This is a genomic window from Streptomyces sp. NRRL F-4489, assembly GCF_001509485.1.
GTDB lineage: Bacteria > Actinomycetota > Actinomycetes > Streptomycetales > Streptomycetaceae > Streptomyces.
The window spans coordinates 1-21823 of the sequence record NZ_LLZI01000226.1 but is presented as its reverse complement, the minus strand read 5'-3'; the positions used below and the strand labels follow the sequence as shown (position 1 = coordinate 21823).

The following is a 21823-nucleotide window of genomic DNA, read 5'->3' as shown; positions in this document are numbered from 1 at the left end:
GGGCACCGCGACGACTCGCCCCTCACCCCCGCCCCCGCCTGAACCGCTCCGCCCCCTCCCCCAGTTCCACCAACCGCTCGGGATAGGCACAGCGGGCGCGTTCGGTGGCGGGCAGGCGCCAGGGCTCGTGGACGGCCGGTCCGGGCAGCCCCGCGAGTTCGGGGACCCAGCGGCGGACGTAGGCGCCGTCCGGGTCGTAGCGCCTGGCCTGGCGGACGGGGTTGAGGACGCGGTTGGGGCGGGTGTCGGTGCCCGTGCCCGCCACCCACTGCCAGTTGAGCTGGTTGTTGGCGAGGTCGCCGTCGACCAGCCAGTCCAGGAAGTGCCGGGCGCCGACCCGCCAGTCCACGTACAGCGTCTTGGTGAGGAAGCAGGCGGTGAGCAGCCGGCCGCGGTTGTGCATCCAGCCCTCGTGGCGCAGTTGGCGCATGGCCGCGTCGATCACGGGATAGCCGGTGCGGCCGGCTTTCCAGGCGGCGATCTCGTCCGCCGCCGTTTCCCCGGTGCGCCAGTGGTCGTGCCGGGTGCGGTAGTCGCCGGCGGCGGCGCCGGGCCGGGCGGCGAGGACCTGGTGGTGGAAGTCGCGCCAGGCGAGCTGGCGGACGAACGCTTCGGCGCCGGGTCCGCCGCGCCGCCGGGCCCGCTGGACGACCTCGACGGGTGACAGCGTGCCGAAGTGCAGGTGCGGGGAGAGCCGCGAGGTGGCGTCGCCGGCCAGGTCGTCATGGCGGTCCGCGTAGGCCGCCGCATCGCCGCGCAGCCAGGCGGCCAGGCGTTTGCGGCCCACCGCCTCCCCGCCCGGCGCCAGTCCCGGCGAGACCCCGGGGACGTCGGCGGACGACGGGACGGGGTCCGAGCGGATGTGCGCGGGCACCGGGACGGTCCGGGGCGCCGGCAGTACGTCCCGCAGCGGGTGCCCGGCCCAGTGCCGGTGGTACGGGGTGAAGACCGCGAAGTGGTCGGAGGACGCCGGGGTGAGCGCGCCGGGCGGCACCGCCGTGGTCACGGCGTCGTGGACGCGCAGCTTGCGCCCGTCGGCCGCCAGGGCGCGGCGCAGCCGTTCCTCGCGGCGGGTGGCGTAGCCGCTGACGCCGGCCGCCAGATGCACCTCGCCGGCGTCCGCCTCGGCGGCCACCCGGCACACCTCGGCGACCACCTCGCCGGACCGGATCACCAGGCGTCCGCCGCGGGCGCGCAGCCCGGCGTCGAGCGCGGTGAGGCAGTCGGCGAGGAACGCCCGCCGGTTGGGGGCGTCGAAGCCGACCGCGGTGATCGCGCGGTCGCGGACGAAGAGCGGTACGACGGTGCCCGCGGCGCGGAGTGCGGCGCGCAGCGGCGGGTGGTCGTGCAGCCGCAGGTCGGCGGTGAACAGGACGACGGCGGTGGGCATTGCTCCCGTAACTCCCTTCAGTAAAAGGCTAGTTGGACGCATCGGACCGTGCGGCGGCCGCGGCCGCCTCGGCGATGTTGCGGGCCATCCCGCCGAAGACGACGGCGTGGAACGGGGACACGCTCCACCAGTAGGCGTGGCCGAGGAGTCCGCGCGGGTGGAAGACGGCGCGCTGGTGGTAGCGGGAGCGGCCGCCGGCCGCCGGTTCGGCGCGCATCTCCAGCCAGGCGAGGCCGGGCAGCCGCATCTCGGCGCGCAGCCGCAGCAGCCGTCCGGGCTCCAGCTCCTCCACCCGCCAGAAGTCCAGTGAGTCGCCGGCCCGCAGCCGTCCGGCGTCGCGCCGGCCGCGGCGCAGTCCGACCCCGCCGGCCAGCCGGTCGAGCCAGCCGCGGACGGCCCAGGCGAGCGGGAAGGAGTACCAGCCGTGCTCGCCGCCGATGCCCTCGATGACCCGCCAGAGCACCTCGGGCGGGGCGTCCACCCGCTGGTCGCGGCAGTCGGTGTAGAGGCTGCCGCCGGCCCAGTCGGGGTCGGTGGGCAGCGGGTCGCTGGGCGCGCCGGGGAGTGCGGCGGAGCACCAGCGGGTGGTGACCTGGGCGTCCCGGATGCGTTGGAGCGCCAGGGTGACCGCGGTGCCGAAGTCGAGCGGATGGCCCGGCGGGTCGGGCAGGTAGCGGGCGAGGTCGCGTTCCCGGCAGACGACCTCGTGGCGCAGCGACTCGGTGAGCGGGCGGGCGATCGCCGAGGGCACGGGGGTGACCAGGCCGACCCAGAGGCTGGAGAGGCGCGGGGTGAGGACGGGGACGGGCAGCACCAGCCGGGGCGGCAGTCCGGCGGTCCGGGCGTAGCGGCGCATCATCTCGCGGTACGTCAGGACCTCGGGGCCGCCGATGTCGAAGGCGCGGCTGACGTCCGCCGGCAGCCGCGCGCAGCCGGTCAGGAGGCGCAGCACGTCGCGGACCGCGATCGGCTGGGTGCGGGTGCGCACCCAGCTGGGGGTGAGCATGACCGGGAGGCGTTCGGTGAGGTAGCGCAGCATCTCGAACGAGGCCGAACCCGAGCCGATGATCACCGCGGCCCGCAGCACCGCGGTGGGCACACCGGATTCCAGCAGGACGCGGCCCACTTCGGCGCGCGACCGCAGATGCGGGGAGAGGGCGGCCTCGGGGACGCCGGCGGGGGTGAGTCCGCCGAGGTAGACGATGCGGCGGACGCCGGCGGCCCGGGCCCGGTCGCCGAAGATCCGGGCGGCCCGGCGGTCGGTCTCCTCGAAGTCCTTGCCGCTGCCCAGGGCGTGCACCAGGTAGTAGGCGACGTCGATACCGCGCAGGGCCGCGCCGACCGACGCGGCGTCGGTGACATCGCCGCGCACCACCTCCACCTCGCCGGCCCAGGGGTGGTCGCGGAGTTTCTCCGGGGAGCGGGCCAGGCAGCGGACGGTGTGCCCGGCGGCCAGGAGTTCGGGGACCAGCCGGCCGCCGATGTACCCGGTGGCGCCGGTGACCAGGCAGGCCAGGCCGGGGCCGTCGTGGGGGTCCGTCTCCCGGTCGTGCATGCTGCCGCCACCGCCTCGCGTCGTCGGATGCCTGCCGCCCCGCGCTCCTGGCACCGAGCACCGAGCACCGAGCACACTGAGTCCCCACCATCACATCCGGTCGGAGCGCTCGCCGGCCCGCGCCACGCCGTCCACCGCGCCGTACGGGCGCGGGGCGCGGGCCCTGCCGCGGCCCGTCAGAAAACCGGTTATCGCGGGCGGCCCACCGGGCAGGCGGGGGGACAGGACACGCGGCACGGCAAGAGCACCGGGCCCCGGCCCCGCCCCCCGTCGGAGTAACCCCCGGCGCGGTGCCCCGGTGGCCCGTCGCGCGCGTGTGAGCCTGGGGCGGGCGGAGCCGAGGCGGTTCGGCGGGAGGTGTGCGGATGACGCGCCGGAAGGCGGTCGCGGTACTCGCTGCGGGTGCCGAACTCCTGGCCTGGTGGGCGGTGTTGACCGGGCTGTGGATGGTGCTGATCTCCAGCGTCGACACCCTGGAAGGGGTGGTGGGCGGGCTCTGCGCGCTGCTCGCCGCGTTCGCCGCCCGCGGCACCCGGCGCGCCTCCGGCGAACCGTGAACGGCTGGACGGCCGCGGGCACGGCGCTGCTGGTGTGCGGTGCCGTCCCGGCCGGCTGGGGCGTGGCCACCGGCCCGGTGCGGCGCCGGGTGGTCGCCCAGAACGCCATGACCACCCTGCTCAGCCTGGTCTTCCTGCTGCTGTCCCAGGGGTTCGGCCGGCCCGCGTACCAGGACACCGCGCTGGTGCTGTCGGTACTGGGCCCGGCGGGGACGCTGCTGTACATCCGGCTGCTGGTGGACCGGCTGGCGGCCGGCCCGCCGCTGTCCCGCGCGCTGGCGGCCGTGACACCGCTCAACTACGTCGCGGTCCTGGTGGTCGTGGTGCCGCTGGCGGCGGTCACCGACCCGGGCAGGGCGCTGCTGAAGCTGCTGGTCATCGGGGTGCTGCTGGCGCTGGGCAGCGCGGTGGCGGGGCGGGCCGTGACGGTCGCGGTGGACGCCGGGCACGGGCCGCGGGGCCATATCTGACGAGAGGGGAGACGCCGTGTCCGAACTGCCGGTGCTGCTGGGGCTGCTGTTCGTGGCGGTCGCCGCGACCGCGACCGTGCTGGTCCGGGACCCGGTCCGGCAGTCGTTCGTGCTCTCGGTCCTCGGGCTGTCGCTGGCGCTGCTGTTCCTGCTGCTCCAGGCGCCGGACGTGGCGCTGTCGCAGCTGGCGGTCGGTTCGGCGCTGACGCCGCTGATGGTGCTGCTGTCGGTGCGCAAGGTCCGCCGGCGGGCCCGCGACGAGCGGCGGGAGGAGCGGGCGTGACCCGGCGGGTGCGGGCCTGGGTGCTGGTCCTGGGCGGCCTGGGTTTCGCGGCGCTGTTCGCGCTGGCGTGCGGCGGGCTGCCGCGGTTCGGCGGTGACTGGCACCCGTACGGCGACCGGGCGGTGCGGGCCGCGCTGTCGCGGCACACCGCCAACTCGGTCGCCTCGGTCAACTTCGACCAGCGGGCCTTCGACACCCTCGGCGAGGAGTCGATCCTGTTCGGCTCGGTGCTGGGCACGGTGGTGCTGCTGCGCCAGACCCGCGACGAGAACCGCCGCGCGCCCGCCCCCGCGCCCGTCTCCGCGCCGGTGCGCCGCTACGCCCGGCTCGCGCTGCCCGTCACCCTGCTGATCGGCCTCTACGTCGTGGCGCACGGCCAGCTCAGCCCGGGCGGCGGCTTCCAGGGCGGGGTGGTGGTCGCCACCGCGCTGCACCTGCTCTATATCGCGGTGGACTACCGCGCGCTGGAGCGGATCCGCCCGGTGGGGCTGTACGAGGTCGGGGACGCGGCGGGCGAGGCGGCGTACCTGCTGGTGGGGACGGGCGCGCTGGCGGCCGGTGCGGCGTTCCTGGCCAACGTGCTGCCGTTCGGCACGTTCAACACCCTCTCCTCCGGCGGCACCGTGCCGGTGCTGAACGCCGCGATCGGGGTGGAGGTGGCCTGCGGGGTGGTGGTGCTGCTGGCCCGCTTCCTGGACCAGGCGGTGGAGATCGAGGACCCAGGGCAGGACGCGCGGGACGGGGCCGCGCAGTGAACGCGATCGGGGAGAACGCGATGGGAGTGCTGCCGTACGCGGTGGCCGGCTGGCTGTTCCTGATGGGCTGCTACGGGCTGGCGACCAGCCGCAATCTGATCCACGCGGTGGGGTGCCTGGCGGTGTGCCAGGCATCGACGTATGTGCTGCTGCTGGCGGTCGGCTACCGGCGGGGCGGCACGGCGCCGGTCTTCTCCGATCTCCGGCCCGGTTCCCGGCCGGTGGTCGATCCGGTCGTCCAGGCACTGGTGCTGACCGACATCGTCATCGGTGCCACGGTGACCGCGCTGCTGCTCTCCCTGGTGATCCAGATCGCCAAGCGGCACCGCACGGTCGATCCGGACGAGTTGTCGGAGCTGCGGGGGTGAGCGTCGCGCGGCTGCTGCCGCTGATCGTGGCCGTGCCCCTGCTGGGCGCGGCGGTGCTGGTGGGCGCGGGCCGCCGGCTGCCGCGCCATGCCGCGGAGGTGCTGGGGTGCCTGTTCTCCGCCGCGGGGGCGGCGCCGGCGCTGGGCGCCCTGGCGGCCACCCCGGGCGCCGCCCCGCGCCCGGCCGAGTGGGTGGGCGGCTGGCGCCCGCACCACGGCGCGGGGGTGGGCATCGTCCTGGTCGGCGACCCGGTCGGGCTGGGGCTGGCGGCGCTGGTGTCCGTGCTGGTGCTGGCGTCGCTGGCGTACGCCTGGCGGTACTTCGACGAACCGCCGCCCCGGCACGCCGGCTCGTACCCGGGTCTGGTGCTGCTGTTCCAGGCGGGTATGTGCGGTTTCGCGCTGACCGGGGACCTGTTCAACGCGTTCGTCTTCTTCGAGCTGATGGGTGTGGTGGCGTACGCGCTCACCGGCTACCGCGTGGAGGAGGCCCGGCCGGTCCAGGGCGCGCTGATCTTCGCGCTGGTCAACTCGCTGGGCGGGTACGCCGCGCTGCTCGGCATCGGGCTGCTGTACGCGCGCACCGGCGAACTGGGGCTGGCGCAGATCGGCGCCCGGCTGGACGCGCGTCCGGGCAGCCCGGGGCCGCTGCTGATCGCCGCGTTCGCGCTGGTCGCCGCCGGGCTGCTGGTCAAGGCGGCGGCGGTGCCGTTCCACTTCTGGCTCGCGGACGCGCACGCGGTGGCCCCGACGCCGGTGTGCATGCTGCTGTCCGGGGTCATGGTCGAGCTGGGGCTGTACGGCACGGCGCGGGTGTACTGGACGGTGTTCGCCGGGCCGGGCGGGCTGCCGTCCGCCGGGGTGCACCGGGCGCTGCTGGTGCTGGGGGTGCTGACGGCGCTGCTGGGCGCGGTGATGTGCTGGCTGCAGCGCCATCTGAAGCGGCTGCTGGCCTACTCCACGGTCGCGCACACCGGTCTGTTCCTGGTCGGCCTGGCGACGCTCGGGGCGCGCGGCACCGGCGGGGTGGTGCTGTACGTGCTGGGGCACGCGGGGGTGAAGGCGGCGCTGTTCGCCTGTACGGGCGTACTGCTGGACCGGTACGGCAGCGTGGACGAGCACCAGCTGCACGGCCGGGCGCGCGAACTGCCGTGGGTGGGCGGGCTGTTCGCGGTGGGCGGGCTGGCGCTGGCCGGGTTGCCGCCGTTCGGGACGGCGCTGGGCAAGGCGGTGGTGGAGGAGGCGGCCGGCGGCTGGGCGACGGCGCTGTGCGTGGTGGTGTCGGCGGCGACCGGCGGTGCGGTGCTGCGCGCCGCGGCCCGGGTGTTCCTGGGACTGGGCAGCCGGCACCCGTCCGACGCGCCCGCGCCGGGCGAGGAGTCCGGGGCGGAGACGGCCGGGACGGACGAGGAGCCGGAGACCCGGGGCGGGCTGCTGTCCCGGATTCCCGACACCATGCGGGTGGTGCCGGCGGTGCTGCTGGCCGGGGCGCTGGCGGCCGGGCTGGTGCCCGGGCTGCGGACGGCCGCCGGCCGGGCCGCGGCCGCCTTCACCGACCACGCCGGCTACACCGCGTCGCTACTGCACGGCGCCCCGGCGCCGCCGGCCGCGGTGGCCCCGCCGGACTGGTCGGTGTCCGGTGTGCTGTGGGGCCTGCTGGCCACCGCGCTGGCCGCGGCGTTCGCGCTGGCGGCCGTCCGGCGGCCGGTGCGCCGGGAGGCGGCCCGCTGGACGGTGCCGCTGCGCCGCCTGCACTCGGGCCATGCCGGGGACTACGTGGCGTGGTTCCTGGCCGGGGTGACCGTACTGGCGGCGCTGGTGGTGTGAGGGGCGCCGCCGGGCCGGTCACTCGAAGCGGGACGGGTCGCCCGCGCCGCGCCGGACGATCTCGGGGACGTCGCCGGAGAAGTCCACGACGGTGGTGGGCTCGGTGCCGCAGTCGCCGGAGTCGACCACCGCGTCGATGACGTGGTCCAGGCGTTCCTTGATCTCCCAGCCCTGGGTCAGCGGCTCGGCCTCGTCGGGCAGCAGCAGGGTGCTGGAGAGCAGCGGTTCGCCCAGTTCGGCGAGGAGGGCCTGGGTGACGGTGTGGTCGGGGATGCGGACGCCGACGGTCTTCTTCCGGGGGTGGAGGAGCTGGCGCGGGACTTCCTTGGTCGCGGGCAGGATGAAGGTGTAGCGGCCGGGGGTGGCGGCCCGGATGGCGCGGAAGACGTCGTTGTCGATGTGCACGAACTGGCCCAGCTGGGCGAAGTTCTGGCACACCAGGGTGAAGTGGTGGCGGTCGTCGAGGTCGCGGATCGCGCGGATGCGGTCCAGTCCGTCGCGGCTGCCCAGCCGGCAGCCCAGGGCGAAGCAGGAGTCCGTCGGGTAGGCGATGAGCCCGCCGGAGCGGATGGTGTCGGCCACGGTCCCGATGGTGCGGCGCTGGGGATTGTCGGGGTGAACGTCGAAGTACTTGGCCATTTTCGCGAGTCTAGGGGATGGGCGTCCGGGACGCGTTCCGGCGCGGTCGCGGGATTTTGTGACGGGGCGTCAGCAGGTGGCGCGTACGTAGCCCCGGTCGCCGGGGCGGCCGACATCGCGGTCGCGCAGGACGAGGGAGAGGCGGTGGCCCCAGGTGCGGCAGGCGGTGTCGAGGTCCTGGCGGCGGTATTCGATGTCGTAGACCCGGCCGCCGTAGGCGTCGGCGTAGTCGGCGCACTCGCGGTAGCGGCCGCACTCCTCGGTGACGGCGAAGTCGAATCCGGCCCGGCGGCGTTCGGGGAGCAGGTCGCCGGCGTTCTTCTGGGCGGCGGCCAGACCGCGGTCGTGCGCCCGGCGGGTCAGCAGGGCGGCGAAGGCCAGCGCGTCGTTCTTGGTCAGCAGGCCGTCGGAGCGTTCGTAGGAGTCGAGGTTGTCCGGTTCGACGGCGTCGTGGCCGGAGGCGGCGCAGCCGTCGATCCAGGGGCCGACCACGCCGAGGAGCGCCTGGCGTTTGGCGGCGGTGGAGATGTCGAGCAGCGGCTCGTCCCAGTCCTCGTCGATGACGAGGTCGCCGTCCCGGCCGCGCAGCAGGAGGTCGGGGTGGTGCCGCTGCCACCACCGGGCGGCCTCGGCGCCGGGCTGGGCCTGGAAGGCGTTGACGTAGCAGATGGTGTAGCGGCCGGGCGCGGGGGGCGCGGTGCGGTCGCGGGAGACGATCCGGACGTCGCGGGCCGGCGGGTAGGCGCCGCCGATCTGGTAGTCGAAGGCGGCGCCGGCGGCGGGCAGCCGGACGCCGTGCGGGGCGGTGGCCGGGGCGCTGGGGTGGTCGCGGTCGGCCGGGGGCGCGGACGGGGCGCAGCCGGCGAGCGGCAGGGCGGCGAGCGCGAGGACTCCGGCGGCGCGGCGCAGCGGCAGCGGCAGCGGCAGCGGTATGCGGGACATAGCGGACGTAGGAGACACAGCTCGTCACCTTAACGGGCCGGGGCGGGAGTTGATCACTCGACGGAGGCCGGGGGCGCGCCTTCCCGCGGCCGCACATTGGTCCAGTCCAAAGCCTTGACGTGCCCACGGCGGCAGGCTCACCCTGTGGGCAATTGGTCTGGACCACCCCCTCGGTTCCTGGAGGACCTGTGCCACCTCGTCACCTCAGAGCCCTCGCGGCGGCCGTCTCGGCGGCCGCCCTCGCGCTCACCGCGGCCGGTACGGCGCTCGCCACCGGCCACCGCACCGCCCAGGCGCCGCCCGCCGCCTCCGCGGCCGCGGCCCCCACCGCCCTGGGCAGCAACTGGTACGCGGCCGCGCCCTACTTGATGCCGCTCGACAACGACCCGCCGGACGCCGGCGCGGTGATGGACGCCACCGGCCTCAAGGCGTTCCAGCTCGCCTTCATCCTGGCGCCCAACGGCGGCGGCTGCTCGCCGACCTGGGACGGCCTGCACCCGGTGGCGTCCGACACCGCGGTGGCCGGGGTGATCTCCAGGATCCGCGCCAAGGGCGGCGACGTCTCGGTGTCGATCGGCGGCTACAACGGCACCAAGCTGGGGCAGGCGTGCGGGACGCCGGAGGCGACCGCCGCCGCGTACCAGCAGGTCATCGACAAGTACGGCCTCAAGGCGCTCGACTTCGACCTGGAGGAGCCGGAGTACGAGAACTCCGCGGCGATCCACAACGAGATCGGCGCCGCCAAGATCCTCCAGCAGAAGAACCCCGGCCTCTACCTCTCCGTCACCACCGCCGGCACCGCCGACGGCACCGGGTGGTTCGGCAAGCAGATGCTGAACGAGGCCAAGGCGCAGTCCTTCGTCCCGGACAACTTCTCCATCATGCCGTTCGACGGCGGCTTCAGCGGCGCGGCCGCCCAGACCTCCGCGCTGACCAACTTCAACGCCGTACTGCGCTCCGCCTTCGGCTGGGACGAGGCCACCGCCTACGCCCACGAGGGCGTCTCGCAGATGAACGGCCGCAGCGACACCGGGGAGTTCTTCACCCAGGCGGACTTCCGGACCGTGCTGGACTACGCCACCTCGCACCACATGGCGCGCTTCACCAACTGGTCGGTCAACCGCGACCGCCAGTGCACCCCGCCGGACAACAACGGCCGCACCTCCGGCACCTGCAGCAGCGTGCCGCAGGGTGCCTGGGACTTCACCAAGTTCTCGGTGCTCTTCGCCGGCGCCACCCCGCCCACCACGCCTCCCACCACGCCGCCCACCACTCCCCCGGGCGGCAGCTGCACCGCGAGCCCGTACAGCGCGGGCACGGTCTACGTGGGCGGCGACACCGTCGCGTACCAGGGCCGCACCTGGAAGGCCAAGTGGTGGACGCAGGGCGAGGCGCCCTCCACCGGCGGCTCGGGGGTCTGGCAGGACCTGGGCGCCTGCTGACCGGGCGGGCGGGGGCGTTCCACCGGACGCGCCCGCCCGGCTCGTCCGCCCCGGGACGCCTTCCGGGGCGGCGCGGATATCCGCCCGCCGGCCCGGGGCAGACTCGCCGGTATGCACCCCACGTCACCGCCGCCCCCGCCCCGCACCCTCGACGCCGCGACCCTGCTGCGCACCCTGCCGATGGCCGCTGCCGTCGACGCGCTCCGCGCCGCCCTGCGCACCGGCGCGGACCCCGAGGCCGATCCGCCGCGCACCGTGCTGCCGGTCGCCCGCGGCCAGCTGCTCCTGATGCCCGCGCACCGCGACCGGTACGCGGGCGTCAAGATCGCCACCGTCGCCCCGGACAACCCGGCCGCCGGACTCCCCCGCGTCCAGGGCCAGTACCTCCTCTTCGACGCCGCGACGCTGGCCCCGCTCGCGCTGCTCGACGGGATCGCGCTGACCACCGTCCGCACCGCCGCGCTCTCCGCCCTCGCCGCCGACCTGCTCGCCGTCCCCGACGCCGGCCATCTGGTGCTCTTCGGCACCGGCCCGCAGGCCCGCGGCCACCTCGACGCGCTGCGCGCGGTGCGCCCGCTCACCCGCGTCACCGTCGTGGGCCGCACCCCGGCCCACGTCGAACGGTTCGTCAGCCAGGCGCGCGCCGACACCGGCCTGGCCGTCGCGGCCGGAGAACCGTCCGCCGTCGCCGAGGCCGACCTCGTCGCCTGCTGCACCACCGCCACCCGCCCGCTGTTCGACGGCGCGCTGCTCCCGCCGCACGCCACGGTGACCGCGGTCGGCTCCCACGAGCGCGGCAGCCGCGAGGTGGACGGCACCACCGTCCGCCGCTCCACGGTCGTGGTCGAGTCGCGGGCCGCCGCCGCGCGCGAGGCCGGCGACCTCATCCCGGAGCTGGAGAGCGGCCGGCTCGCTCCGGAAGCGATGATTCCGCTCGTCGCGCTGGCCACCGGTGCGGCCACCGCGGACCCCGGCCGGCCCCGGCTCTTCAAGAGCGTCGGCATGGCCTGGGAGGACCTCGCGGTGGCCGGCGCCGCGTACGAAGCCGCCTGACGGCGCACGCGAGGGCCGTTCCGGCGGTCCTCATGCGATGCTGGGGGCGCCCGGCCGGGGCGCCTGACCTCGGCCGATGCCAAGGATGGGGAGCGTACGGCAGCGTGAAGGCAGTGATACGACGGACCGGTACGGGCATCTGGGACCGCTTCGCGGCCTCCGACCCCGGGCTGCTGCGGCTGATGGCCGGACTGCGGACGGTGAGCGCGATCGTCCTCACCCTCGTCGTCCTGGCCCTGCTCGGCACGCCCGTGCCGCTCATGGTCGCGGGAGCCATGACGGCGATGGTGTCCACGTTCGCCATCCGGGAGAAGGAGGTGCGCGGCCAGGCCGTCACCCTCGCCCTGGGCCTGCCGGTCGCGCTGGCCGCGGTGGCGCTGGGGGCGCTGCTGCACAGCCGGATCATCGCCGGCGACCTCTTCTTCCTCGCGCTGATCTTCGGCGCAGCCTACGCCCGCCGGTTCGGCGACCGCGGCACCGCGCTCGGCCTGATCGGCTTTCAGGTCTACTTCATCTCGCTGTTCGTGCACGCCACGGTGGCCACGCTGCCGCCGCTGTGCCTGACGCTGGCCATCGCGTTCGCGTGCAGCGCCACGGTCCGCTTCGCGCTCGTCCCGGACACCCCGGAACGGACCCTGAGCCGGCTGCGGGAGGCGTTCCGGGCCCGGCTCGCCCAGCTGGTGGCCACCCACCGGGAGCTGGTGGACGCCGGCCCCGAGGAGCTGGACGGCGTCCTGGACGATCTGCGCCGGCACACCGCCCGGCTGCACGAGACCGCGCTGATGATCCAGGGGCGGCTGGAGGAGGGCACTCGCGACGCGGCCACCGCGGCGCTGCTCCAGCGCCGCATCGCGGACGCCGAGATCGCCGCCGAACGGCTGGGCATGACCCTGCTCAACGCCCGCAGCGCCGAACGCACCGACACCCTGACCCTGCATCTGCCGCACGCGCCGGTGCCGGCCACCGGCAACCGCATGCACTCCGAGGGCGACGCGGTGGCGACGCTGCGCCGGGACCTCGACGCGCTGGGCCTGCTGGTGGCCCGGCGCGCGCCCGGCGACCGCGGCACCGCGCTGGCGCACGTCCGCAACCGGCTGCTCGGCTACCGCGAGGAGGACAACCTCCCGCGCGGTTCGGCCGCCGTCCAGGACACCTTCCGGGCGCTCGGCGAGGCCGCCCGCGCGGTGCTGGGCCTGCGGATCGCGCTGGACGGCCCGCAGGACGAGTCCGCGGACACCTCGGCCACCGCCCGCTCCCGCGAGGAGATCGACGCCGAGGACCTGTCGATCACCGGCGCCGAACCGGAGCCGGCGGAGGACGGGCCCACCGGCCTCCAGCGGCCCACCACCCGGGCCGCCTTCCAGGTCGCGGCGGGCTCCGCGCTGGCCATCGTCGGCGGCGAGTTCCTGTCCACCCAGCGCTGGTACTGGGCGGTGCTGACCTGCTGGGTCGTCTTCCTCAACACCTCGTCCACGGGTGAGGTGCTGGTCAAGGGCTACCGCCGGCTGGTGGGCACGGTGCTGGGCGTGGTCGCGGGGGTGGCGCTGGCCGGGCTGGTCGGCAACCACACCTGGACGGCGTTCGCGCTGGTGCTGCTCTGCGTCTTCGGGATGTTCTTCACCGCGCCGCTGTCGTACGCGCTGATGTCGTTCTTCGTCACCGCGATGCTCGGCCTGCTCTACACCCTGCTCAACACCTACAGCGTGGCCACCCTCGTCCTGCGCATCGAGGAGACCGCGCTGGGCGCGGTGTGCGGGATCGTCGCGGCGGCGCTGGTGCTGCCGGTGCACACCGACCGCCGGACCGACGAGCACCTGGGGACGGTCCTGGACCGGCTCCAGGACGCGGTGTCGGCGTCGGTCGAGCAGCTCTCCGGCGGACCGGCCGAGGATCTGCTGACCCGGGCCCGCGATCTGGACACCGCGCTGAACGACCTGCGCGGTTCGACCCAGCCGCTGGTCCATCCGATCACCCCGCTGCGGGTCCGCCGGCAGACCGCCCGCTATCTGGTGGCGCTCCTGGAGACCTGCGCGTACCACGCCCGTTCGCTGGCGGCGACGGCCGAACTCCTGCCCGCCAGCCGGTCGGTGGCGGCCGACCCCCGGCTGGCCCGGGCGGGCCGGCGGATCGCCCGCAACATCGACCTGATCACCGCCCGGGTCAACGACCGGCCCGCGGACGGCGAGGTGGAGGCCGGGGCCAGTATCGCCTCGCTGCTGGAGGCGGACGGTTCGCCGGTGCCGCCGTCGCACACCGTCACGTTCCGGGTGCTGCGCCACCTCCAGCGGCTGGACGAGGGCGTGGTGGGTATCGCGCGGGCGCTGGACGTGCCGGTGGCGGGGCGCGGGGGCGGCGGCCGGAAGAAGGGGTGAGGGTCCGGGGGCGCGCCACTGGTCCGCGCGCCCCCCGGCGTAGCCCTGCACGCCCCCGCCCGTACGCCCGGCGCACGCCCTCACACCCCGTACCGCTCCCCCGCCACTCCGTCACCTCCCGGTAAAACCTTCCTTACGTTCCCGTATGGTCCGCCCCCGGCCGCCCGCCGCCGGCACTCCCGCACCCGGCCGCGAACCCGCAGGTCACCGCCCCGCCGCCGCCCCTCCCCCACGCCTTCCGCACACCCCGGCGCATCCCCGTGCGCCCCTTCCCGCGTTACGCCACGGTTGACGTGACGGGGACCCGAGGAACACTCTCGTTACATAGGTGCTCGATACAACTGACTCTGGCGGAGCCGGTCGGGCAGCGCCGTAACGGCGCCTTGCCCGCGGCTCCCGGACCCCGGTCCACGCGGCGCTTCCCGCGGCACCGCGACGCCGGCGGCCCCAGGGTCGAGGCAGGAGGACATGGCATGTGTGGCATCACCGGCTGGATTTCCTTCGACCGCGATCTGCGCTCCGAGCAGGAGACGGTGGACGCGATGACCGAGACGATGTCCTGCCGCGGACCGGATGACCGCGGCACCTGGGTCCAGGGCCCGGCCGCGCTCGGCCACCGGCGGCTCGCGATCATCGATCTGCCCGGCGGCCGCCAGCCGATGACCGCCGAACGGCCGGACGGCAGCAAGGTCGTCATCGTCTACTCCGGCGAGACCTACAACTTCGGCGAACTCCGCACCGAACTCGCCGGCCGCGGCCACCGGTTCACCACCGACTCCGACACCGAAGTGGTGCTCCGCGGCTACCTGGAGTGGGGCGAGGCGGTCGCCGAACGCCTCAACGGCATGTTCGCCTTCGCGATATGGGACGAGCAGCGCCGGCGCCTGGTGATGATCCGCGACCGGATGGGCATCAAGCCGTTCTACTACTACCCCACCGCCGACGGCGTGCTGTTCGGCTCCGAGCCCAAAGCGATCCTGGCCAACCCGCTGGCCCGGCGCCAGGTCGGCCTGGACGGCCTGCGTGAACTCTTCGCGTTCGTGAAGACGCCCGGGCACGCCATCTGGGACGGCATGGCCGAGGTCGAACCGGGCACCGTCGTCACCGTCGACACCGAGGGCGTGCGCCGGCACGTCTACTGGTCGCTGCGCACCCAGGCGCACCAGGACGACCGCGAGACCTCGATCGCCCACGTCCGGACCCTGCTGGACGATATCGTCCGCCGCCAGCTGGTCTCCGACGTCCCGCGCTGCACCCTGCTGTCCGGCGGGCTGGACTCCTCGGCGATGACCGCGCTGGCGGCCCGTCAGCTCGCCGAGGCCGGCGAGACGGTACGCAGCTTCGCCGTCGACTTCGTCGGCCAGACCGAGAACTTCGTCGCCGACGAGCTGCGCGCCACCCCCGACACCCCCTTCGTCCACGACGTGGCCCGGCAGTCCGGCACCGAGCACCAGGACATCGTGCTGGACTCGGCGTCCCTGGCCGATCTCGACGTGCGCCGCAAGGTCCTGCGCGCCCGCGATCTGCCGCTGGGCCTGGGCGATATGGACTCCTCGCTGTACCTGCTGTTCAAGGCGATCCGGCAGCACTCGACGGTGGCGCTGTCGGGCGAGTCGGCGGACGAGGTCTTCGGCGGGTACAAGCAGTTCTTCGACGAGGAGGCCCGCCGCGCCGACACCTTCCCCTGGCTGGTGCGCTACGCCGAGCACTTCGGCGACGACGGCAACATCCTCACCCCCGGCGTCACCGGCGCCCTGGACCTGCCGGGCTACGTCCAGGACAACTACGACCGGGCCGTCAAGGACGTCGAACGGCTCGACGGCGAGAGCGACTTCGAGTACCGGATGCGGAAGATCTGCTATCTGCACCTGACGCGGTTCGTCCGGATCCTGCTGGACCGCAAGGACCGCGCGAGCATGGCCGTGGGCCTGGAGGTGCGGGTGCCGTTCTGCGACCACCGGCTCGTCGAGTACGTCTACAACGCCCCCTGGTCCCTGAAGTCCTTCGACGGCCGGGAGAAGAGCCTGCTGCGCGAGGCCACCGCCGATGTGCTGCCCAAGTCGGTGTACGACCGGGTGAAGAGCCCGTACCCGTCCACCCAGGACCCGCAGTACGCGGTCGCGCTCCAGGGGCACGCCAAGGATCTGCTGGCCCGCCCGTCGCACCAGGTGTTCGACCTCGTGGACCGCGACTGGCTGCGCCGCGCCGCGGAGCGCGACACCCCGCAGATCACCCAGGCGTCGCGGCGCGGTCTCGAACGGACTCTGGACCTGGCGCTCTGGTTGGAGATGTACTCCCCCGCCATTACGCTCTCCTGATCAACGGCCGGGCCCCGGCAGCCCCGGGGCCCGGACGCGGACCCGGTCCGGTACGGCAGGCGGTGGGTGAGCGATGACGATCGGTGACGAGACGGTACTGGAGCTGGTGATCTCGCTGCACCGGCTCACCCGCAGCCTGCGCAGGTCCGCCACCGCCGGCAGCATCCAGCTGACCCACATCTCGGTACTGGCCCTGCTCTCCCAGCGCGGCCCGTCCCGGATCGGGGAGATCGCGCAGTGGGTGCCCTGCTCCCAGCCGACCGCCACCGCCGCGGTCCTGGGGCTGGAGTCGGCGGGCCTGGTACGCCGGGAGGCCGACCCGGACGACCGGCGGGCCAGCCGCGTCCTGGTCACCGAACAGGGCATCGCCGCCCTGGCGGACGTCGCCCGTGGCGAGGCGCAGGTCCTGGCCCGGCGGCTGGCAGCGCTGCGCCCGGAGGAGGCCCGCCGACTGGCCGCGGTGGAGCCCCTGCTGCGCCGGCTCGCGGAAGCCGGGGACTGACGGCCGCGGCCCGTCTCTCCGGCTGTCCGTCTCTCTGCCCTGCCTGTCCGGCTGTCTGTCAGCGGCTCTCCCTCACCGCGTCCTGAACGACTTCCGCAGCGCCGCCCGGTCCTCCCAGGAATCCGCCCCCGGACCCTTGGCCATATCCGCGAAAAAGCTGTCGTGCCGGACGAAGAACTCCGCGCGCTCCTCATCGCTCATCCCCGCGACCTGCTCAAGCCCCTCGAAATAGCCCTCACGGGCGGCACCGGGCGCGAACAGCATCAGGAATTCCGCCGGCTCCCCCGAGATGTTCCCGAACGAATGCACCCCGCCCGGCGGAATGTAGAGGTAATCGCCCCGGCTCGCGTCGAACCACCGCTCGCCGTCGAAGACATGGATCTCCCCCGACAGCACATAGAACGCCTCCGACATCGTCTTGTGGAAATGCGGACTGGTCCCGCCGACCGCCGGCCCCATCCGGTTCTGGTAGAGGCCGAACATCCCGTCCGTGCTCAGCCGCGTGGACAGGTAGTGGTACGTGTCCCCCTTGCTGTTGGTGAAGTCCGGCGGCGTCCCGGCCGGCCGGAAGGACGCGCTGACCTCCCCCTCGTCCCGCGTGTAGCGGATCTCCGGATAGTCCGGCGACAGAAACGTCATGGCCTGTGCTCCTTCGTGTCACGTACTCAGTTCGAACGGGTGGCGTACAGCCGCAGAAAGGCACTGACACCCTCGGTGACGATCTCCTCAACCACCGCTTCCGGCAGCGGAATCGCCCCGTAGAAGGACCGGATCAGAACGTCGTTCATGGTCAGCGTATTGAGCCGGTTGGCGGCCTTCTCCGCGTCGTCGAACTCCAGCAGCCCCCGGTCGGCGATCCGCTGGAGATACGGCGCCAGCCGCTGATGGGCGGACGGCGGTCCGTGCGCCATCCACTTCTCCAGTACGGGCGCGGGCAGCCGGGTCACCTCGGCGTGAATGGCGCGGACGAGCGCGAAATGCTCGGGGAATTCGGTCACCGCCTTCGCCCGGTCCCGGCAGAAGGCGGTCAAATCCTCCTCCAGGTCCACGATTTTGCGCAGGTGACGCTCCATCAGCTCGCGTACCGCGTCGGTGACCGCGTCGGCGCCTTCCACCGCGACCGCCAGGAACAACTGCTCCTTGTCCGCGAAGTGGTTGTAGATCGTGCGCTTGGAGACGTTGGCCTCGGCCGCGATCACATCGACGCCGGCCCGGGTGTACCCCTCCCGCCCGAACACCACTCGGGCGGCCCGGCAGATCGCCCGACGCTTGTCGGGCAGGCCACGGTGGCGTTCGGCTGCGGTGACGGACGTATGGCCGGTGACGGACGTATAGCCGGTGTCGGACATAGGGAACTCCTCCTTTCGGCGCGGACCAACACCCCGCCCGCGACGGGGAGTTGGTGGTGCCATCGCAAGATTACACTCACGAGTGCACCCCCTCAACCACTCAGTACACCTTCTGCACTCACCAGTGCACCAGCGGAGGGACCCACCTCCACGCCACGCCGACCGCCCACAGTGCTTGGCCCGTTCCCGCCCCATGCGGTGAACTCATCGCCACCGGCCGCACACCCGGCGCGGAGAGGGAGACGGCAGATGACGAGCGCGAGAGAGCTGATGACGGCCGGTGCGGACTGCGTCGGCGCGGACGAGAGCGTGGTGCTGGCGGCCAAGCGGATGGCCGACCTGGGGGTGAGCGCGCTGCCGATCCGCGGCGGCGACAACCGCATCCAGGGCATGCTCACCTATCGGGACATCGTGGTGAACGTCCTGGCCAGGGAACGGGACCCGGCCACGACCAAGGCGGGCGAACTGTCCCAGGAGGAGCTGGTGGCGGTGGACGTGGACGACGACGCCCATCACGTCCTGCGCATCATGGCCGCGAACGGGGTGCACCGCCTGCCGGTCCTCGACGGCACCGAACTGGTCGGCACGATCGGCCGCGCCGAGGTCGCCCGCGCCCTGCCGGATCCCCAGGTCGGCGAACTGCTCGACGCGCTGTCCCGGGACTGAGGGACTGCCCCGCGTCCACGCGGCAGCGGGTCCGTCCGCCGGCTCCAGAGCGGGCGGTCCCTTCGGAGCCGCTCTCGCTCCGGCGTGCGGACAGGCCCCGGGGACACTCCGCCGCCCTCCCCGCGCGGACTGCACGCCATCGACCACCATGAGGGCGTTGCCACCCGCCCGGCACCGGGCGGGCCACCGCGACCGGCGGCGCGACCACCGCCGAGAAAGGGCGGGCGGACGATGCGGGTCGAGGACACCGTACGAACCGTACGGAGGTCCTCGCCGCCCGCCCCCAGTCCTTCACCCTCAGTGAGGCCCGCCGCGTCCTCGACACCCCCGCCGGCACCTAATCCGATACGAACCCCCGGCCGCCCCCGAACCGCCGCCGCCTGGGTCCCGCCGGCGGACGCGGCACATACGGCAGCTCGTCCCGCGTGGCGCTCGTCTGACTCCAGGCCCGGCTGGCCGCCGGCTCCACCCGCGTACCGTCGGGCCGGGGCGCCCGGGCGGCCATGAACTCCTGCGGGTCCTGCTGGGCCACCTCCATGAGGTCGTACAGCATCCGCTCGGCGAGGTCCGGTTCCAGTTGCTCGCCCACGCCCTCGGAGCCCCAGCGCAGCACGACTTCCGCCGCCCGGGTCAGCCCCTCGTCGGTGGCGGTCGGAAACGCCAGGGCCAGCGACGCCCGCACGATCTCCGCCGCGCTCTCCGCCTGCATCAGCAGTCACCCTCCAGATAACGCATCATCCCGCTGCCCACCCTGCCTGTCACCCCCTCGCACGGCCCGCTGCCCGTTAAGGCTTCCGGGCCACACAGACCAGGCACAGCCCCACCAGTGCGGGCGGCCGGGCGTGGATGCGGGTCACGTCCTGCGCCTGCCGCAGGCACTCGTGCCGGTCCAGTTTGGCGAACTGCTGGGTGCTCATCGTGTCGCGGATGAGCACCTCCCAGTGGTCCTGCGCCATGTTCCAGTCGTTGCGGTGCGCGACACGTACGAACGCGTCCACAAACTCCTGCTCCGCGAGGGTCCCGTGGAAGTACGCGCCCAGGTAGTCGATCCGCGACGGCGGGCGCAGCCGTGCACCCCAACCGCGCCGCCTGAAGAGCGCGCTGGTGGACATCGCCTTCACGCTCTGGATCCGGGTCGCGATCACATGACCGGCCACCCCACCGATGACCGCAGGCACCGCCAGCCACCCCACCACCGACGCGATCCACAGCAGCACATGCTCCGGGGCGTCGATGAGGGTGAGCGTCCGGTACACCGCGCTCGGACTGGTCGTCCGCGCGGCGAGCCCGTACAGCACGGTGATCACCGCGGAGAACGGTATGCCCCAGTCGATGACCCACTGCGTGAGGCCGGCCAGCGCCTTCCTGGACCGCCACAGCCGTCGCAGCCGTCCCCTGGGGCGCACCGGCGGCAGAGCCAGATCCATGGGTATCGGGATCGGGTTGTTCAACTAGACCCCCGTCGTCTCGCAGACCTTGCGGTACGGGACACTACCGCCTCCCGCACGCGGAGGAATCCAGCAACCTCCTCTCCCGCCAACGCCACCAACGGCCTTGCCTTTCCGCACTGTTGAGTACGGCGAACCACGGCCGTCCGCACGCCGGCTGCGGTGCTACGCCCCAGCGCCCCGCCGGCCAACGGGCCGACAGGGCGCTGGGACATAGCGCCGCAGCGATGCAGCGGCGCGCAGTGGCGTGCCCGAGCCCGGACATCACCCCCCGGCGCAGGGATCGCAGCACGACGGCGCGGCCTCCACGCACACAGCGACGCTGTCGGAGTTGTTGGCGGGGTTGGGATCCTTCTCCTCCCCAGTCGCAGTGGCGCTGTTGGTGATCAGACCGGCCTTGGTCGCCTTGCCCCGCAGAGTGAGGGTCGCCGTGCCGCCGACCGGCAGATCGCCCACGGCCCACTGCCCACCGACCGCGTCGTACGCCCCCGAAGAGGCGTCGGCGGACAGGAAGACAAGATTGTCCGGGAACTGGTCGGACACCCGCACACCCGTGGCGTCGCTGGGACCGCTGTTGGAGACCGTGATGCGATAGGTCACCGTCTGGCCGACGGTCACGGTAGTCGCGTCGGCGGACTTCGCCACGGCCAGGTCGGCGGCCGGTTCGACCTCCGTGACCGCCTCGTCGGACGTGGCCGTCAGCGGCTCCGGCGTGTCGCCGAGCCGGTTCTCGTAGTAGGCGGTGGCGGTGTTGCGGATCTCCTTGCCGGCGCTGGCCAGGTCGATGGTGACCCGGTACTCCACCGTGGTGCCCTCGGGCAGCGTCTCGGTGTTGGGCAGGCTGCCGCCCTCCGCGGCGGAGGCCCCGTTGCCGAGCCGGAAGACGACCGCGTTGTTCTCCGGGTCGTACTGTGCCTGGTCGTCACCGGGCGCGTCCGTCTTCGGCCCCGTGTTGGGACCCTCGACGATCCGCAGCGAACCAGGCAGATACGTCGTACCGTCCGGAACGGCGTCGCTCACGGTGAGGGATTCCGCCGCACCGCCGCCTTCGTTCCGTGCCGTGATGCGGTACGTGACGACATCGCCCACCTCCAGCGGGCCGGTGGGGATGGCCGTCTTGGTCAGCACGATATGGGGCGCGGTGCCGAAGAAGATGCCGTCCAGGAAGTTGCCGATGCTGCGGTTGCCACCGGCGGCGGAGACGGAGCGGAACGCGAAGCGGGTGACCGTCTGGCCGGCCGGGACGGTGTACGTGCCGGTGTAGTAGCCCCAGGCGGTGTTGCCGTCGGTGAACCGGCGCTGCTCCACCGCGGCGCCCGGTGCCCCGATGTCCAGCGCCATGGTGTCCTGCCCTTGGCGGCCGCGGTGGTAGAGCCGCCAGTACAGCGTCGTACCGGGCGTGGTCGCCAGATCCTGGTAGAGCGTGGAGACCTCGTTGGCGTTGAGCTCGGCGAACTGGGCGCCCTCGGCCGAGGGAACGCCGTTGAAGCCCGACCGCCACAGTTCGATCATGTGGTCCGAGGCGGTGGTGAGCCAGCCCGGGACCCGGCGGGGTGCCTGGGTCTGGGAGGCGTCCGGCAGGAACTCCAGACTGGCGATGGCGGGCTCTTCGAAACTGCCGTTGACGAGGGCGATGCGGAGTGGAACGGAAGGAGGCGTGCTCACAGTGGTCCCCTTGGAGTTGGCGCTGCTGGGATGTTCCGCCGGCCGACCGCGTCGTCCGAGCCGTGGGCGGGGCCGAAGCCACCCGTAGAGCAGCGCATATGCCGCCGGCCGTAAAGCAGCGATCGGCCGGGACCGGCCAACCCGTCCCGACACGTTTGCCGGACGCCCGCCCGTACACCCCCCGGCGTGTCGCCCCCCACCCCCCGGCCAGCACCTGACGCAC

At 73.7% G+C, this 21823-nt stretch carries 21 protein-coding genes; 12 read left to right on the top strand and 9 right to left on the bottom strand.

Annotated features, from left to right (window positions below; all coding sequences use genetic code 11):
- Positions 1 to 22: 22 nt before the first annotated feature.
- Both ADL22_RS18320 and ADL22_RS18315 read right to left on the bottom strand, forming a co-directional pair.
- Complete coding sequence (locus ADL22_RS18320) at positions 23 to 1390, bottom strand: cryptochrome/photolyase family protein (protein WP_066980393.1); 1368 nt, start codon at positions 1388 to 1390, stop codon at positions 23 to 25.
- 28 nt (positions 1391 to 1418) lie between these two features.
- Positions 1419 to 2945: an SDR family oxidoreductase gene (locus ADL22_RS18315; protein ID WP_066980390.1), complete on the bottom strand. Its 1527-nt coding sequence runs from the start codon at positions 2943 to 2945 to the stop codon at positions 1419 to 1421.
- Between the two features lie 365 nt (positions 2946 to 3310).
- Here ADL22_RS18315 and ADL22_RS18310 point away from each other — a divergent pair, with 365 nt between their 5' ends.
- From ADL22_RS18310 to ADL22_RS18285, 6 genes are read left to right on the top strand one after another with little or no spacing between them, the layout of a single operon-like run.
- A complete protein-coding gene (locus ADL22_RS18310) occupies positions 3311 to 3502 on the top strand; it encodes a hypothetical protein (RefSeq protein ID WP_066980388.1) in 192 nt (63 codons plus the stop codon).
- The gene (locus tag ADL22_RS18305) at positions 3499 to 3972 is read left to right on the top strand and encodes a monovalent cation/H+ antiporter complex subunit F (RefSeq protein ID WP_066980385.1); all 474 of its coding nucleotides are present in this window, start codon (positions 3499 to 3501) and stop codon (positions 3970 to 3972) included. The genes ADL22_RS18310 and ADL22_RS18305 overlap by 4 nt, the downstream gene beginning before the upstream one ends.
- Before the next feature lie 16 nt (positions 3973 to 3988).
- Complete coding sequence (locus ADL22_RS18300; protein ID WP_066980382.1) at positions 3989 to 4255, top strand: hydrogenase subunit MbhD domain-containing protein; 267 nt, start codon at positions 3989 to 3991, stop codon at positions 4253 to 4255.
- Positions 4252 to 5010 (top strand): MnhB domain-containing protein, encoded by a 759-nt coding sequence (locus ADL22_RS18295; protein ID WP_066980380.1) that lies wholly within the window; start codon positions 4252 to 4254, stop codon positions 5008 to 5010. Before ADL22_RS18300 ends, ADL22_RS18295 begins: the two co-directional genes overlap by 4 nt.
- Before the next feature lie 20 nt (positions 5011 to 5030).
- Entirely contained in the window at positions 5031 to 5378 is a 348-nt protein-coding gene (locus ADL22_RS18290; RefSeq protein ID WP_066980473.1) for a sodium:proton antiporter, read from the top strand.
- On the top strand, positions 5375 to 7204 hold the full coding sequence (locus tag ADL22_RS18285; RefSeq protein ID WP_066980377.1) for a complex I subunit 5 family protein: 1830 nt from the start codon (positions 5375 to 5377) through the stop codon (positions 7202 to 7204). The genes ADL22_RS18290 and ADL22_RS18285 overlap by 4 nt, the downstream gene beginning before the upstream one ends.
- An 18-nt stretch (positions 7205 to 7222) precedes the next feature.
- On the opposite strand, the gene ADL22_RS18280 is transcribed toward ADL22_RS18285, so the two are convergent.
- Both ADL22_RS18280 and ADL22_RS18275 read right to left on the bottom strand, forming a co-directional pair.
- On the bottom strand, positions 7223 to 7843 hold the full coding sequence (locus ADL22_RS18280) for an L-threonylcarbamoyladenylate synthase (RefSeq protein ID WP_066980374.1): 621 nt from the start codon (positions 7841 to 7843) through the stop codon (positions 7223 to 7225).
- A gap of 69 nt (positions 7844 to 7912) precedes the next feature.
- Positions 7913 to 8785, bottom strand: a complete 873-nt coding sequence (locus ADL22_RS18275; RefSeq protein WP_066980371.1) for an endo alpha-1,4 polygalactosaminidase — start codon at positions 8783 to 8785, stop codon at positions 7913 to 7915.
- Between the two features lie 188 nt (positions 8786 to 8973).
- On the opposite strand from ADL22_RS18275, the gene ADL22_RS18270 reads away from it, so the two are divergent.
- From ADL22_RS18270 to ADL22_RS18250, 5 genes are all read left to right on the top strand, one after another.
- Positions 8974 to 10227 (top strand): chitinase, encoded by a 1254-nt coding sequence (locus ADL22_RS18270; protein WP_066980369.1) that lies wholly within the window; start codon positions 8974 to 8976, stop codon positions 10225 to 10227.
- Positions 10228 to 10338: 111 nt separating this feature from the next.
- Positions 10339 to 11280: an ornithine cyclodeaminase family protein gene (locus tag ADL22_RS18265; protein ID WP_066980367.1), complete on the top strand. Its 942-nt coding sequence runs from the start codon at positions 10339 to 10341 to the stop codon at positions 11278 to 11280.
- Between the two features lie 182 nt (positions 11281 to 11462).
- A complete protein-coding gene (locus ADL22_RS18260) occupies positions 11463 to 13652 on the top strand; it encodes an FUSC family protein (RefSeq protein WP_234430762.1) in 2190 nt (729 codons plus the stop codon).
- Positions 13653 to 14125: 473 nt separating this feature from the next.
- The gene (gene asnB / locus ADL22_RS18255) at positions 14126 to 15970 is read left to right on the top strand and encodes an asparagine synthase (glutamine-hydrolyzing) (RefSeq protein ID WP_066980362.1); all 1845 of its coding nucleotides are present in this window, start codon (positions 14126 to 14128) and stop codon (positions 15968 to 15970) included.
- Between the two features lie 73 nt (positions 15971 to 16043).
- Complete coding sequence (locus ADL22_RS18250; protein WP_066980359.1) at positions 16044 to 16472, top strand: MarR family winged helix-turn-helix transcriptional regulator; 429 nt, start codon at positions 16044 to 16046, stop codon at positions 16470 to 16472.
- Between the two features lie 72 nt (positions 16473 to 16544).
- On the opposite strand, the gene ADL22_RS18245 is transcribed toward ADL22_RS18250, so the two are convergent.
- Together ADL22_RS18245 and ADL22_RS18240 are read right to left on the bottom strand one after the other, a co-directional pair.
- Complete coding sequence (locus tag ADL22_RS18245; RefSeq protein ID WP_066980355.1) at positions 16545 to 17111, bottom strand: cupin domain-containing protein; 567 nt, start codon at positions 17109 to 17111, stop codon at positions 16545 to 16547.
- A gap of 26 nt (positions 17112 to 17137) precedes the next feature.
- On the bottom strand, positions 17138 to 17821 hold the full coding sequence (locus ADL22_RS18240) for a TetR/AcrR family transcriptional regulator (RefSeq protein WP_079064239.1): 684 nt from the start codon (positions 17819 to 17821) through the stop codon (positions 17138 to 17140).
- Positions 17822 to 18070: 249 nt separating this feature from the next.
- On the opposite strand from ADL22_RS18240, the gene ADL22_RS18235 reads away from it, so the two are divergent.
- The gene (locus tag ADL22_RS18235) at positions 18071 to 18487 is read left to right on the top strand and encodes a CBS domain-containing protein (protein WP_066980352.1); all 417 of its coding nucleotides are present in this window, start codon (positions 18071 to 18073) and stop codon (positions 18485 to 18487) included.
- Positions 18488 to 18824: 337 nt separating this feature from the next.
- On the opposite strand, the gene ADL22_RS18230 is transcribed toward ADL22_RS18235, so the two are convergent.
- The 3 genes from ADL22_RS18230 to ADL22_RS18220 form a co-directional block, all read right to left on the bottom strand.
- Positions 18825 to 19196, bottom strand: a complete 372-nt coding sequence (locus ADL22_RS18230) for a hypothetical protein (protein ID WP_066980348.1) — start codon at positions 19194 to 19196, stop codon at positions 18825 to 18827.
- 76 nt (positions 19197 to 19272) lie between these two features.
- A complete protein-coding gene (locus ADL22_RS18225) occupies positions 19273 to 19914 on the bottom strand; it encodes a DUF6313 family protein (RefSeq protein ID WP_107116331.1) in 642 nt (213 codons plus the stop codon).
- Between the two features lie 285 nt (positions 19915 to 20199).
- Positions 20200 to 21600, bottom strand: a complete 1401-nt coding sequence (locus ADL22_RS18220) for a DUF7507 domain-containing protein (RefSeq protein ID WP_199836331.1) — start codon at positions 21598 to 21600, stop codon at positions 20200 to 20202.
- Positions 21601 to 21823 lie beyond the last annotated feature (223 nt).